The following is a 15,633-nucleotide window of genomic DNA, read 5'->3' as shown; positions in this document are numbered from 1 at the left end:
GCCCCGGCGTCCTGCACGCATCAGCTTTCCTCGGTCACGCGCAGCACTTCCTCGATGGTGGTCTGCCCGCTCAACGCCTTGGACAGGCCATCCTCGTACATGGTGCGCATGCCGGCCTCGCGGGCGATGCGCTCGATCTCGCCCATGCCATCGCGGCGCATCACCGCACGGCGCAGCGCATCGTTCATCACCAGGAATTCCATGATGGTGGTACGCCCCAGGTAGCCGGTCGGTGCCAGCGCAGACGGCTTCGGGCGGTACAGGTGGATCGGCCCTTCCGGCTGCAGGCGGCGCAGTTCGAACCGCTCGATCTCTTCCGGCGAGGCTTCGTAGCGCTCGGCGTGGGTCGGCTCCAGCCGGCGTACCAGGCGCTGGGCCAGGATGCCGTTGATGGTGGACGTGAGCAGGTAGTCCTCCACGCCCATGTCGAGCAGGCGGGTGATGCCACCGGCGGCGTTGTTGGTATGCAGGGTGGACAGCACCAGATGGCCGGTCAGCGCCGACTGGATGGCGATGCGCGCGGTTTCCAGGTCGCGCATTTCACCGATCATGATGATGTCCGGATCCTGGCGCACGATGCTGCGCAGGGCATTGGCGAAGTCGAGGCCGATCTGCGGCTTGGCCTGGATCTGGTTGATGCCTTCTATCTGGTATTCCACCGGGTCTTCGACCGTGATGATCTTGACGTCGGCGGTGTTGAGCTGGCTCAGCGCGGTGTACAGCGTGGTGGTCTTGCCCGAGCCGGTCGGGCCGGTGACCAGCAGGATGCCATGCGGCTGTTCCAGCACCTTGCGGAACTGCGGCAGGAAGGCATCGGTGAAGCCGAGCCGGTGGAAATCGAACACCACCGTTTCGCGGTCCAGCAGGCGCATCACCACGCTTTCGCCATGCGCGGTCGGTACCGTGCTCACGCGCAGGTCCAGCTCCTTGCCCTGCACGCGCAGCATGATGCGGCCGTCCTGCGGCAGGCGGCGCTCGGCGATGTTGAGCCGGGCCATGATCTTGATGCGGCTGATCACCGCAGCGGTGAGGTTGGCCGGCGGGCTTTCGCCCTCCACCAGCACGCCATCGACGCGGTAGCGGACCTTCAACCGGCTCTCGAACGGTTCGACATGGATATCCGAAGCGCGCAGCTCCACCGCACGCTGGATCACCAGGTTGACCAGGCGGATCACCGGTGCTTCCGACGCAAGGTCGCGCAGGTGCTCGATGTCGTCGACCGCACCGCCCTCGCCATCCGCGGTTTCCACGATCGCGCCCATCGCGCTGCGGCCCTGGCCGAACCAGCGCTCGACCAGGTCATCGATCTCCGCGCGCATGCCCAGCACCGGTGTCACCGGGACCCCAAGGGCCAACTGCACGGCCTGCTGTGGATAGGCGTCGTGGGCATCGGCCAGCCACAGCCGCACCCCGTGTTCATCCAACTCCAGCGGGCACACATGGAACTGCTTCAGGAAGCGCAGCGACAGCGGAAGTCCCTCGGCCAGCGCCTGCGGCGGGGCCTCCGGCACCTGCTTGCCTTCCAGCAGCGGCCGGCCCAGCACCTCAGCGCTGGCCTGTGCCTGGTCGCGTTCAGACACCAGGCCCAGGCGCACCAGCAGGCCCAGCAGACTGCCGCCGGCCTCGGCATGCAATGGCCGCGCGCGTGCCAGGTCTCCTTCCTTGAGCCGGCCGCGCGCCAGCAACGCATCCAGAATGCGGCCTTCGGCGTCGTCGGTAACGGTTGCAGCGAGCGCGTTCACGTGACTCTCCTGTCAATCGGCCCGACTTTAGCAGTTAAGCCGTGATTTCCGCCGCCCTGCGGCCACCTTTCGTAAAAAGACGAAGCCCGTCACACAGGGTGACGGGCGTCGGCCGTTCAACTACGACACGAGGTGATTACTGCGTGGCGAGAATGCTCACGCCGTTGTATGCCGCTTCGCCCACCACCTTGATGTAGTAGGTGCCCGCCACCGGCTTGTTCACCCGCACCGTTTCGGACGTGCCGGGACGGGTCGACTTGCCGTCGTTGTCGCTGGCGCTCGGCTCACGCCCCTGGGCAATGTAGACCGAGACGTTGCCGGTGCCACCGTAGGTGATCACGCTGAGCTGCTTTCCGGCGACGGCTTCGAAGCTGTACAGCTTGCTGCTGCCGGCAGCACCGTTCAGGCCGCCGACTGCGGCCTTGTTGGTCAGCGGCGTGGCCACCGGCCCGCAGTTCTCGGTGCACGGTTCTTCCAGTGCCTTGGCCAGCGCGGCCTTGGCATCGAGGATGCCGGTACCGATCGGGGTCGCCGCCGGGATGGCGACCGGGAACGGACGCGCCGTTTCCTTCAGCAGGGTACGCATCGCGGCCGGGGTCAACGGATCCTTGCCCTTGGCGATCAGTGCGCTCTGCACCAGTGCCGCAACGGCGGCCACATGCGGCGAGGCCATCGAGGTACCGCCCATGCCCATGTAGCCCGGCGTGCCCGATTCCGGCGTGGTGGCCGCATTGGAGCCGGTCTGCCAGATGTAGCCGCCCGGGTTGCCGTCGACACTGCCGCCACCGCCCGGACCGGACAGGTCCACGCGGGCTCCATAGTTGGAGTAGTAGGTGATGCCACCGGTGATGCGGGTGGCACCCACGGTCACCACGCCTTCGCAGCTGGCCGGCTGGTACTTGGACGCGTTGTCGGCTTCATTGCCGGCAGCCACCACCACCGTGGTACCGCGCGAGATCGCGCCGTTGATCGCGTCCTGGTAGGTGCTGGCGCAGGAACCACCGCCCCCCAGGCTCATGTTGATGATCTCGGCCGGATTGGTGTTGGCCGGGATGCCGGTCACGGTACCGCCGGAGGCCCAGGTCACCGCATCAGCGATGTCGGACAGGTAGCCGCCGCACTTGCCCAGCACGCGGACCGGCAGCACCTTGGCCTTGTAGGCGACACCGGCCATGCCGACGCCGTTGTTGGTCTGCTCGGCCACGGTGCCAGCGACGTGGGTGCCGTGCCAGGAACTGTCGTCGGCCAGCGAGCCGTCATAGCACTCGTTGTCGTTCTCGACCCAATCACCGTAGTCCTGCGCACCCGGCACGCGATCGTTGGTCGGGCGCCGCGAGGTCTCCGCATCGCTGATGAAGTCGTAGCCTTCCAGCAGGTTTCCGACCAGGTCCGGATGCTGCGGCAGGACGCCGGTATCGATCACTGCCACCACGATGCCCTCGCCCTGCGAGACATCCCACGCCGCCGGTGCGTTGATGCCGCCGACCGCATTGTGCAGATGCCACTGGCTCTGCTGGTAGAAGGGATCGTTCGGCACCAGCGCCGGCTGCACGTTGCCGGCACGCAGTTCGCTGCGGCGCAGCTTCACGTCGGCTTCGGCGTACTGCACCGACGGATCGGCCTTCAGTTCCTTCAGCACGCGCTGCAGTTCGGCCGGTGCCAGGCGGCCCTGCACACGGATGAGGTCCGCACCGGTAGACAGCTTGCGGACCACCTGCGGGCCGAGCGTGCTGGCGCGTGACGTGCCGCCGGAGAGACTGGCACGGGTCAGTGCGGACTGCACGGTGGACAGCTTCGCCGAGCGGTCGGTGGCGGCAGCAGCGCCGGCCCGGTACTTGACGATGATGCGCTCGGTACCCGGCTGGGCGGTGCTGGCCTGGCGCACCGGTTCACGGGTCGGCAACCCGGCGGCGTGGACGGCACCGACCGCCGTCATCGACAGCACGGCGGCGGCAAGCACATTGATGCGAAGGTTCTGCTTCTTGATCACGTCGAATTCCTCTTCTGGGTCATGGATCGAACCAACACTGCGGCCATCATTCCTTGACGACTCCCGGCCGGCCCAGCCGGGATTGCCGTGACCTCCCCCCAGGCCCTCACTGCAGGTACGGCGCCGGCGTGGGTGGCCGCCGGCGCGATGGAGTGGCTTACCAGCCGAAGCCGGCACCGACGCCGACCGAACTGTCGTCACTGCTGAAGGCGCCGCCGAAGGTGACCGTGGCGCGATCGCTGATCGCACGCTGGTAACCCAGCGACAACGCCGACTCGCCACCCTGGAAACCGATGCCGACGCCGACACGGTTCTGGGTGCGGATACCGGCGGCACTGGTGGCCATGTTGAGCATCGCTGCGCTCATCGCGCCCTGGCGGTCGATGCGGCGGTCCATGTGGCGCAGGCGTCCGTCGATCTCGCCCTTGAACACATCGAAGCTGTCGGCAACGGCCTGGACGCGACTGTCGGTGTAGCTGTTCGCCGTCGCCATGCCACGATCCAGTTGGCCCTTGTTGACGGCGTCGGTGGCGGTGGTGCCCGCGGCGACGTTGGTGACCTGGCGTTCGTTGCCTTCGCTGCCCACCGAGACCGTGTTGGCACGATCGGCAACCGAGCCCTGGCCCAGCGCCACGGCATTTGCCGCCGTGGCACTGGCGCCCTGGCCGATGGCCGTGGACGAAGCGCCGCTGGCTACCGCGCCATCGCCCATGGCCACGGCGTTGAAGCCGGTGGCCGGGGTGCCGACCGGAATGCCCGCCCCCGCCGCGGCCACCGTTGGCGTGCCCTGCACGCGTGCGGCACTGGCCGGTGCGGCATCGGTCGTTGCCGGTGCGTCGGCCACGCTGGCCAGCGGGCTTTCATCCAGCGAAGCACTCATTGCGCGCAGGCTGGACGCGCCTGCTCGCGTGCCACCGGCAGTGCGACGGTCAATCTCACTGACCTTGCGGTCCAGCGCGCCCAGCGCATCGCCGACATTGCTGTAGGTGGCGCCCTGGATCACGTAGTTCGGCGCCACGAACACACCCTGCATGCCGACGCTGGCACCACCGCCGAGGAAGCTGGCGGCATCACTGAGCGACTGGAACAGCTGCCCGCCATTGATCGCCTGGCGGCTGCCGGCGGCGATGTTGCCCGCGCCGACGTTGTCGATGGTGGTGCCCTGGAAGCCGGACAGGGTCAGGCGGTCACGGCTGGCGTCGTCATAGCCGACGGCGCTGGCCGCCGTGGTCTCGACCGTGGCGATGCGCGAGTCGAAATCACCGACACGGGTTTCCACGGCGCCCACGCGCTGGTTGGTGACGTTGAGCTGCGAGCCGGTGACCGCGTCGCTGCTGCCGGCGGCGATGCGGCCGTCGGCCACATTGACGATGCGGCGCGCGGCCGGGCCATCGGTGCCGTTGCCACCACCGACCGACACCACGTTGGCATCGAGCGCACGCGAGCCCGCACCCAGTGCCACCGAGTTCGCACCGGACGCGCCGGCACTGTTGCCCAGTGCAAGCGCACCGTTGCCGATGGCCATCGCATTGGCACCCAGCGCATTGCTGCGTGCGCCGCTGGCACTGGCGGCCGAACCGATCGCTGCGGCATCGCTGCCGCTGGCACTGGCGGTACCCGCGCCGCTGGCCTTGACGTAGCGTGCGGTGCCATCGGCGGTCGCCGCGACCGCATCGAGCTGGCCACGATTGACTGCATCGGTGCGCTCGGTACCGGCGGCGACACGGGTGATCTGTCGATCACTGCTGGCACTGCCGACCGACACGGTGTTGGCACGATCAGCCACCGAGCCTGCGCCCAGTGCGATGCTGCCGGCCGCCGAAGCGTTGGCACTGACACCCACCGCGGTGGCGTTCGCACCGGTGGCCTTGCTGCCGTAGCCCACCGCAGTACCCAGTCGACCACTGGCTTCGGCGTAGCTGCCCAGCGCCGAGGCGCCATCGGCCGAGGCAGTGGCGCGGAAACCGCTGGCCTGCGACTGCGTGCCGCTGGCCGTGGCCTGCGCGCCGCTGGCGGTGCTGTAGGCGCCCTTGGCCTGGGCGCCGGCGCCGGTAGCGCTGGCGCCGAGTTCACTGGCGCGGGCAGCGCTGCCCACGGCCACGCTGTCGACACCACTGGCCTGTGCGTTGGTACCCAGTGCCGCCGCGTTGCTGCCGGTCGCCAGGGCGTCGGCGCCTACCGCCGTGGCGTTGGCGGCCATCGCGTTGGCGCCACTGCCCAGCGCGGTGGCACCGTTGCCGATGGCGTTGGACGCGTTGCCGGCGGCCAAGGCGTTGTCACCGTCCACCAGGGCACCGGCCTCGCCATCGGCATTGCCGCTGGCCTGGAACTGGCGGCTGGTCCTGTCGGCGACGCTGGCAACGGCATCCAGCTGGCCCTTGTTCACCGCGTCGGTGGCTTCGGTACCGGCTGCCACATGGGTCACCTGGCGTTCGCCACCGGCCTTGCCGACGGCCACGGTGTTGTCACGGTCGGCCTTGGAGCCGGCACCGAGGGCGACACTGTTGCTGCCGTTGGCGGTGGCGTTGGCGCCCAGGGCCGTGGCATTGCTGCCGGCGGCCCACGAGTTCCAGCCGATTGCCGTGGCGTAGTCTTCGGTCGCCCATGCGCCGGCACCGAACGCCGCCGCACCGGTGCCACTGGCACGCGACGGGATCAGGCCGAAGAAGGTGCTGCCACCGATGGCCACGCTCTCCTCGCCGCTGGCCTCGCTGGACTGACCCACCGCCACGGCACCGGTACCGGCTGCAGCAGCACCGAAGCCGACGGCGGTCGTGTTGGCACCACTGGCCGCCGAGCCGTAGCCCAATGCGGTGCCGAGGCGTCCACTGGCCTCGGCATAGCCACCGACGGCAGTGGTGCCATCGGCAGAGGCGGCACTACGGAAGCCGCTGGCCAGGGCCTGCGTGCCGCTGGCGTTGGATTCGGTGCCGGTTGCCGTGCTGTACGCACCGCTGGCCTGTGCACGCGCACCGACCGCGCTGGCGCCGAGCTCGCTGGCGCTGGCACCGGTGCCGAGCGCAAGGCTGTCTTCACCGCTGGCCTGCGCTGTGCTGCCCAGCGCCGCCGCATTGTTGCCGGTGGCCAATGCATCGATGCCCACGGCCGTGGCGTTGGCCGCCAGCGCGTTGGCACCGCTGCCCAGCGCGGTGGCCCCGTTGCCGATGGCGTTGGCCGCATCGCCGGCCGCCAGCGCGTTGTCGCCCTCGACCAGTGCCCCTGTTTCGCCATCGGCGTTGCCGCTGGCCTGGAACTGCCTGCTGGTCTTTTCCGCTGCGGCGGCTACGGCGTCGAGCTGGCTCTTGTTGACCGCATCATTGCCCTGCGTGCCATCAGCCACGTTGGTGATCTGGCGGGTGTTGCCACCGCCGCCGACCGACACGGTGTTGTCGCGGTCGGCGATCGAATCGGCACCCAGCGCCACGCTGTTGGCAGCGCGCGATTCGGCGGCGTTGCCCAGCGCGGTGCTGTTGATGCCACCGGACCAGGCGCCGCCACCGACGGCGGTGGAGTAGTTGCCCGATGCTTCGGTGGCCAGCACGCCGAACAGCGATCCGCCGACGGCGACGCTGTTGGTGCCGGTGGCCAGGCTGCCCTGGCCAGTGGCGGTGCTGTAGGCACCGGAGGCTTCCGAATCACCGCCCAGCGCCACGCTGTTGGAGCCGGAGGCATTGGCGAAGTTGCCGAAGGCCGTGGCATTGAAGGCCGAGGCCTGTGCATAGCCACCGATGGCGGTGCTGTAGCCGCCGGTCGCCTCGGCACCGATGCCGAACGCTGCCGACGCGGTGCCACTTGCGACACTCTCGCTGCCGACCGCGGTGGCGCCGCTGCCACTGGCATTGCTGAAGTACCCCACTGCCACCGCCTCCTCGCCGGAGGCTTCGGACAGCACGCCGGTCGCGGTGCTGCCAGCACCGCTGGCGATGCTGGCCGCACCGAACGCCGCACTCTGCTCGCCACTGGCCTCGCTTTCCGCACCCTGCGCGGTTGCGTATTCAGCGGTCGCCTGTGCATTTGCACCGACCGCGCTGGCGTTGGCGGCGCTGGCCAGGGCGTTGACGCCCAGTGCCTGCGCATTGCTGGCCAGCGCGTTGGCGCCACTGCCGAGTGCGGTGGCCCCGTTGCCGATGGCGTTGGCCGCATCACCGGCGGCCAGCGCGTTGTCACCGTCCACCAGTGCACCGGCCACATCACCGCCGTTGCCGCTGGCCTGGAAGAAGCGGCTGGTGGTGGCTGCCGCGCCCGCCACGGCATCCAGCTGCGCCTTGTTCACCGCGTCGGTGGCCTGGGTACCGGCGGCGACGTTGGTCACCTGGCGTTCGTTGCCGGTGCTGCCGACCGAAACGCTGCGGGCGCGGTTGGCGACCGAGCCGGCGCCCAGTGCGACGGCGTTGCTGGCGCTGGCGTTGCTGCCGGCACCGAGCGCGATCGCGCTTTCACCACCGGCCACCGTGTTGGTGCCGATGGCGATGCTGTTGAGGCTGTTGCCCAGCGCCTGGAAGCCCAGCGCCACGCTGTTGTCGCCATAACCGAATGCGCCGCGACCGACGGCGGTGGAGCTGGTGCCGTTGGCCCAGCTGTTGTAACCGATGGAGGTCGCACCACTGCCACTGGCCCAGGCCGCGTTGCCAAATGCCGAGGCATTGGTGGCCGTTGCCCAGGCGCCGGAACCGAACGCACTCGCCCCGCTTTCGGTAGCCCAGCTGTAGCCACCGACGGCGGTGCTGTCGTCACTGCTGGCGAAGGCGCTGTCGCCAACCGCAACCGCGTAGCTGCCGGTCGCACGCGACTTGCCGCCGGCCGCGAAGCTGTTGTCTCCGCTGGCCCTGGCGGCGTTGCCGAACGCACTGCTGGCAGCACCGGTCGCCTGCGCACCACTGCCGACCGCTGTGGCGTCGGCGACGGCAGTGGTGCCGACCTGCTGTGCCGTACCGTCGGCACCGATGATCGGCTGGTTGTACTCGTCGTAGGCCTGGCCGAGGCCACCGATGGCAACACCGCCATTGCCGGTGGCGTTGCTGTTGCGACCCACCGCCACGGCGTCGTCACCGATGGCCGAGGCTGCTGCGCCCTGTGCAACCGCGCCGGCGCCGATCGCATTGCTCGACGAACCCGCCGCAACCGCACCTTCGCCCTCGGCCAATGCACCCGCATCGCTGCCTGCTTCCGGCTGGGCCTGGAAGAAGCGCGCTGTGCTGTCGGCGGTGCTGGCCACCGCGTCGAGCTGCGCCTTGTTCACTGCATCGGTGGCTTCACTGCCCGCGGCGACGCTGGTGATCTGCCGTTCGTTGCCGGCACTGCCCACGGCCACGCTGTTGGCACGCACCGCTTCGGAGTTGGCGCCGAGCGCAACGCTGTTGGCACCGCGTGCGGTGGCGTAGTAGCCCACGGCGGTGCTCTGCGCGCCGCTGGCCCAGGTCTGCGCGCCGAGCGCGCTGGCGTTCTCGCCCGGTGCGTAGGCGAAGTAGCCGACCGCAGTCGCTTCGGCGCCGGACGCTTCGGTCAGGCTGCCGTTGGCCACCGCGCGATCACCGCTGGCGATGGCGCCGGCGCCGACGGCGGTCGACGCTTCGCCGCTGGCCTGGGTCTGCACGAAGAAGCCCAGGCCTGGAATCAGATCGGCCGGGCCGCCGATGGCCACGCTGCTGGTGCCGGTGGCATTGCTCTGCGTACCCAGCGCGGTGGAGTAATCACCGATGGCATTGGCAACCGCACCGAACGCGGACGACTGCGCGCCGGCGGCATATGCGCCAACGCCATAGGACGACGCGGCGAAACCACCGGCCTCGGCACTCGCACCCACCGCAGTACCCCCGACACCGGCACTGGTGGCGCCGGTTTCCACCGGCACGCCGCCACTGGTGATCAGCGGATTGCCATCGGCATCCACCGCAGCACCACCGACGGCGACGCTGCCTGGGCCGTTCGCCTGTGCATTGTTGCCGAACGCGGCGCTGTTCTGACCTGAGGCCAGTGCGTTGTTGCCAACGGCGGTGGCGTTCTGCGCGACGGCGGTTGCACCGGCGCCCACGGCCGTCGCACCCTTGCCGATCGCATTGGCGGCCTCGCCAGCCGCCAGCGCCTCGTCGCCCTCGGCCAATGCACCCGCATCACTGTTGCTGCTGCCCGTGGCCTGGAAACGCTTGGCGGTGGCATCGGCCACGGCGGCGACGCCCTTCAACTGGCCGACGTTGACCGCGTCGGTGTCTTCGGTGCCCGCCGCGACGCTGGTGATCTGCCGGGTCAGGCCGTATTCGGCGGCGCCGACCGACACGGTGTCGACACGGTCGGCCAGCGAGCCGGCGCCCAGCGCCACGCTGCCGGTGGCGACCGCCGCCGAGTTGGACCCCAGCGCGGTGCTGTACTCACCCACGGCAGTGCTGAACGCCCCCACCGCGATCGATGCTTCATTGGCGGCAGTGGCGCCGCGGCCCAGTGCGGTGCTGCCCGGGCCCATCGCCACGGCACCACCGCCGACGGCCGTCGCGCCATCGGCAGTGGCTTCGGACAACGCACCGAGTGCGGTGGCCGCGCCGTTCTCGCTGGCTGCGTACGCGCTGGCGCCGACGGCTGTATCGCCAAGCCCGAACGCGGCCGCGCTCTGCCCGACCACCACGCTGGCATCGCCGATGGCCAGGGCGCCCTGGCCGAAGGCACTGGCGCCGAGACCGGCGGCAATGGCCTGGGTTCCGATGGCGGTGGTGGCGTTGGCCAGCGCCTGTGCACCGGCGCCGGCCGCGACTGCGCCCTGCCCCTCGATCTTCGCCGCGTCGCTGTCATCGCCTGCGCCGTCGGCCTTGAAATAGCGGTTTCCATCGGCGGCGACATCAGCCAGCGCGGCCTGCGTGGCGCGCGCCTGCGCGTCCAGCTGCGCCTTGTTCACCGCATCGGTGCCCTGCGTGCCAGCAGCCACGTTGGTGATCTGCCGCTCCTTGCCGGCATCGCCGATGGACACGGTATTGGCCCGCGTGGCCTTGGAGCCAGCGCCCAGCGCCACGCTGTTGGCGGCGCTGGCATTGCTGTTGCTGCCGATCGCCACCGCGTTGCTGCCCTTGGCCGTGGCCGAGCCTTCGATCAGGCACTTTTCCAGCAGCTTGCCGCTGAATGCAACGCAGGTGGCGCTGCCGCCGATCTGCACCGACTGTGCCGTCGCGCTGCCGCTCATGCCCAACCCCAATACCAGGCCCAGTGCCACCGCCAGCAGTGCGGGCGTGGCCTGTGTCGCATCGCGGCGCTGGTCGACGACCCCGCCACTGCTGCTGTCGGAGGAGGCCAGTTCCGAGGCCACCACCAACTGACCCAGTGCTTTGTTCCAGACCTTGCGATAAATCCGATTCATCGGTACGGCTCCTGATTGGACTGGTTTTGGGCAAAGCAACGCCACCGCTGGGCTTTCCGGCCCAACGTCCCCTGGGGGCGTTTATTCGCGTGATTTACTGCGGGGTATTGCCGAACGGCGCGCAGCGACAGAAAACCGAGCGCGTGCGCCAACCGGTTACTGCGAAATGAATGATTCTGAAACGGGGTTCAAGTGTTAACGGCAACTTTGCAGATCGTCAAGACTTTGACACGACAAATCCTATTGCCGTGAAGCAGTTCACTATTTCACGTGTTTATAAAGGCATTTTGTTAGACATACGTGACGAACTGCTGGCGCATGAAAACGGATGTAACTAGCGGCCAGATCAGCAATTTCACGCACACAAAGAAAAACCCGCCGACAAAGCGGCGGGTTTTTCCATACGCGGTGGCATTGCGGCCTGCGCGGAACGATGCGATCAGCCGCACCACACCCGCGCGTTGCGGAACATGCGCATCCACGGCGAATCACCCTGCCATTCAGCCGGTGCCCAGCTCAGGTTGAGCGCGCGCGGGGTGCGCTCCGGGTGCGGCATCATGATGGTGACGCGGCCGTCGGTGCTGGTCAGGCCGGTGATGCCGTCCGGCGAACCGTTCGGGTTCAGCGGGTACTGGCTGGCGACGTTGCCATGGCCATCGATGTAGCGCAGCGAGACGCGGGCGGCAGCCTGGTCGACGGCGTTGTCGAACACGGCCTGGCCTTCGCCGTGCGCCACCGCTACCGGCAGGCGCGAGCCGGCCATGCCACGCAGCAGGATCGACGGCGATTCCACCACTTCCAGCAGCGCGGTGCGGGCTTCGAACTGCTCGCTGGCATTGCGGCGGAACTGCGGCCAGTGTCCGGCACCCGGGATGATGTTCTTGAGCTGGCTCATCATCTGGCAGCCGTTGCACACGCCCAGCGCGAAGCTGTCTTCGCGCGCGAAGAACGCGGCGAAGGCATCACGCAGCGCGCTGCGCTCCAGGATCGAGGTGGCCCAGCCACGGCCGGCACCGAGCACGTCGCCGTAGCTGAAGCCACCGCAGGCGACCAGGCCGGTGAAGTCCTGCAGCGCCACGCGGCCTTCGATCAGGTCGCTCATGTGCACGTCGAAGGCGCGGAAGCCGGCACGTTCGAAGGCGTTGGCCATTTCGATCTGGCCGTTGACGCCCTGCTCGCGCAGCACCGCCACGCGCGGACGCGCACCGGTGCTGATGAACGGTGCCGCCACATCCTCGTTTAGGTCAAAGCTGAGCTTGGGCTTCAGGCCCGGTGCGTTGAAGGCACGGGCGACCTCGCGCTCGGCATCGGCGTTGGCCGGGTTGTCGCGGCGCTTCTGCATCGCGTGGGTGACCGACCACCAGGCGTCGAACAGCGCGTCCCAACGCCATTCGGCCAGGTTCTCGCCACCCAGCGACACGCGCACCACCGGCGCGGTGGTCGGCTTGGCGATGCGCTGTGCGCATTCGGTCAGTGCGTGGCGTTCGACCAGGTCGGCGAACGCAGCGCGGTCTTCGCGCGCGATCTGCACCACCGCACCCAGTTCTTCGTTGAACAGGCTGCGGAACGGATCATCGCCCCAGGCATCGAGCGTGATGTCCAGGCCAAGGCGCGAAGTGAAGGCCATTTCGCACAGTGCGGCGAAGGCACCACCGTCGCTGCGGTCGTGGTAGGCCAGCAGCAGGCCGGACTGGCGCGCATCGCGGATCAGCTCGAAGAAGCCACGCAGGCGCTGCGGATCGTCCAGGTCCGGAGCGGCACCGGCGAAGGCCGGCAGATCGCCATGGTCGGCGTGCACCTGGGCCAGGATCGAACCGCCCAGGCGCTGCTTGCCGGCACCCAGGCCGATCAGCCACAGCTCGCTGTCCACGTCGCGGTCGAGCAGCGGGGTCAGCTGCTGGCGCACGTCGGCGACCGGCGCGAAAGCCGAGATCACCAGCGACACCGGCGACACGCTCTTGTGCGCTTCGCCCTGGTCGTGCCACTGCGCCTGCATCGACAGCGAGTCCTTGCCCACCGGGATGCTGATGTCCAGCTGCGGGCACAGTTCCATGCCCACCGCCTTCACCGCGTCGTACAGCAGTGCGTCTTCGCCCGGATGACCGGCCGCGGCCATCCAGTTCGCCGACAGCTTGATTTCATCCAGCGCATCGACCGGGGCCGCACACAGGTTGGTCAGCGCTTCGCCCACCGCCATGCGTGCCGAAGCCGCCGCATCGAGCAGGGCCAGCGGGGTGCGCTCGCCGATCGACATCGCTTCGCCAGCCACGCCATCGAAGTCGGCCAGGGTGATCGCCACGTCGGCCACCGGCAGCTGCCACGGGCCGACCATCTGCTCACGCGCGGTCAGGCCACCGACGCTGCGGTCACCGATGGTGACCAGGAAGTTCTTCGAGGCGACGGTCGGGTGCGCGAGTACGCGCAGGCCGGCTTCCTGCAGGTCCAGGCCGCCGGTCTTCAGCGCCGGCCAGCGCGGTGCCGGCGGGTGCGCGGTGTCGCGGTGCATCTTCGGCGGCTTGCCGAACAGCACGTCCATCGGCAGGTCGATCGGCGCATCGGCCGGGGTGTGGCCCGGCACGGCACCGTAGGCCACCACCAGGTGCTCCTCAGCGGTGGCCACGCCGACGGCAGCGAACGGGCAGCGCTCGCGGGCGCACAGCGCGGCGAACTCGGCCAGGCGCTCCTGGGCCACGCCCAGCACGTAGCGCTCCTGCGACTCGTTGCACCACAGCTGCATCGGCGACAGCGACGGATCATCGGTGGGCACCTTGCCCAGGTCGATGACACCGCCAACCTTGGAGTCGTGCAGCAGTTCGGGGATGGCATTGGACAGGCCACCGGCACCGACGTCGTGGAAGAACTTGATCGGGTTGTTGGCGCCCATCGCCACGCAGCGGTCGATGACCTCCTGGCAGCGGCGCTCCATTTCCGGGTTGTCGCGCTGCACGCTGGCAAAGTCCAGGTCCTCGGCGCTCTCGCCGGAGGCCACCGAACTGGCGGCGCCACCGCCCAGGCCGATCAGCATCGCCGGCCCGCCGAGCACGATGACCGCATCACCGGCCTGCAGCGGGATCTTGTCGACCTGCACGCGATCAATCGCGCCGAGGCCGCCGGCCAGCATGATCGGCTTGTCGTACGCACGCACCAGATCGGCGCCTTCGGGCAGCTCGAAGCTGCGGAAGTAGCCGAGCAGGTTCGGGCGGCCGAATTCGTTGTTGAACGCGGCGCCGCCGAGCGGGCCGTCGGTCATGATTTCCAGCGCCGGCGCCATGCGCGGGTTCAGCGCGCGCGGCGCTTCCCACGGCTGCGGCAGCTCGGGGATGCGCAGGTGCGAGACCGAGAAGCCGGTCAGGCCCGCCTTCGGCTTGCCGCCACGGCCGGTCGCGCCCTCGTCGCGGATCTCGCCACCGGCACCGGTCGAGGCACCCGGGAACGGCGCGATCGCGGTCGGATGGTTGTGCGTTTCCACCTTGATCTGGAACGCGCTGGGCACCTGCGGCTCGCGGCGGTATTCGCCACTGGCCGGATCGGGGCGATAGCGCGAGGCCGGATGGCCTTCGATCACCGCGGCATTGTCGCTGTACGCGCTGAGCGTGTGCTGCGGAGTCTGCTGGTGGGTGTTCTTGATCATCCGGAACAGCGAGCGGTCCTGCTCCTGGCCGTCGATGGTCCAGCTGGCGTTGAAGATCTTGTGGCGGCAGTGCTCGGAATTGGCCTGCGCGAACATCATCAGTTCCACGTCCGACGGCGACCGGCCCAGCGCAGTGAAACGCTCGCGCAGGTAGTCGATCTCGTCCTGGGCCATGGCCAGGCCGAGGCGCTGGTTGGCGGCCTCCAGCTGGTCCACCGGCACGCGCTCCAGTTCACCCCGGGCCGGTGCCGAGAACAGCGCCTGGCCCTGTTCCACGGTCTCCAGCACCGACTGCGTCATCGGGTCGTGCAGCGCCTTGACCAGCGCCTGCTGGGCGGCGGCATCGGCCGGCCAGCCCTGCACGTCGATGCGCAGGCCACGCTCGACCCGGCTGACCGGCTGGCCGGCACCGCGGACCAGTTCGGTGGCCTTGCTCGACCACGGCGACAGCGTGCCCAGGCGCGGCACCACGATGCGGCTGACCGCGCCGTCGGCCACGGCTTCGGCCTGCGGCGCCGCTTCGAGGATGCGGCACAGGGTGGTCAGGTCGGGGGCGGCGCTGCCTTCGGGCTGCACGAAATAGACGTGCCAGGCACCGCTGATGCGCAGGGAGGGAGCGATGGACTGCAGGCGGGATTCAAGACGTTCGCGGCGGAACGGCGACAGGGCGGGCGCGCCCTCGAGGACCATCATGTCCGGGGAACCGTAGTTGGGAAACGGGCCCGACATTGTACCGGAAGCGGGGGATGGGCTCTGGCCGGGCGGCGCCCGGCACCCGCCGAGGCCAAGGCAGCGGCAACGGCAATGGCAACGGCAATGGCCCAAGCAAAAGCTGGGTTCCCGTGGGATGGCGGGGGGGTGGGGGCCAGCAGGACACGCCGTAAACCCGTCCATGGGAGCTCGATGGCGCCATCCATGGCGCCAACGGTCC

4 protein-coding genes are annotated in these 15,633 nt (G+C 69.2%); all 4 read right to left on the bottom strand.

The window, feature by feature from the left end; all coding sequences use genetic code 11:
* Positions 1-20: 20 nt before the first annotated feature.
* The gene (gene gspE / locus AC5P7A_RS07145; RefSeq protein ID WP_495219992.1) at positions 21-1,742 is read right to left on the bottom strand and encodes a type II secretion system ATPase GspE; all 1,722 of its coding nucleotides are present in this window, start codon (positions 1,740-1,742) and stop codon (positions 21-23) included.
* A gap of 136 nt (positions 1,743-1,878) precedes the next feature.
* Positions 1,879-3,732, bottom strand: coding sequence for a S8 family peptidase (locus AC5P7A_RS07140; RefSeq protein ID WP_495219991.1), 1,854 nt, complete (start codon positions 3,730-3,732; stop codon positions 1,879-1,881).
* A gap of 157 nt (positions 3,733-3,889) precedes the next feature.
* The gene (locus AC5P7A_RS07135; protein WP_495219990.1) at positions 3,890-11,071 is read right to left on the bottom strand and encodes an ESPR-type extended signal peptide-containing protein; all 7,182 of its coding nucleotides are present in this window, start codon (positions 11,069-11,071) and stop codon (positions 3,890-3,892) included.
* A 439-nt stretch (positions 11,072-11,510) separates the two neighbouring features.
* Positions 11,511-15,395, bottom strand: a complete 3,885-nt coding sequence (gene purL, locus AC5P7A_RS07130) for a phosphoribosylformylglycinamidine synthase (protein WP_140222906.1) — start codon at positions 15,393-15,395, stop codon at positions 11,511-11,513.
* Between the last annotated feature and the right edge of the window lie 238 nt (positions 15,396-15,633).

The sequence above is a fragment of the Stenotrophomonas sp. YJH_SMC_65 genome, assembly GCF_059369475.1.
Note: the sequence above shows the minus strand (reverse complement) of the source record. Positions and strands in the feature narration are given on the sequence as shown.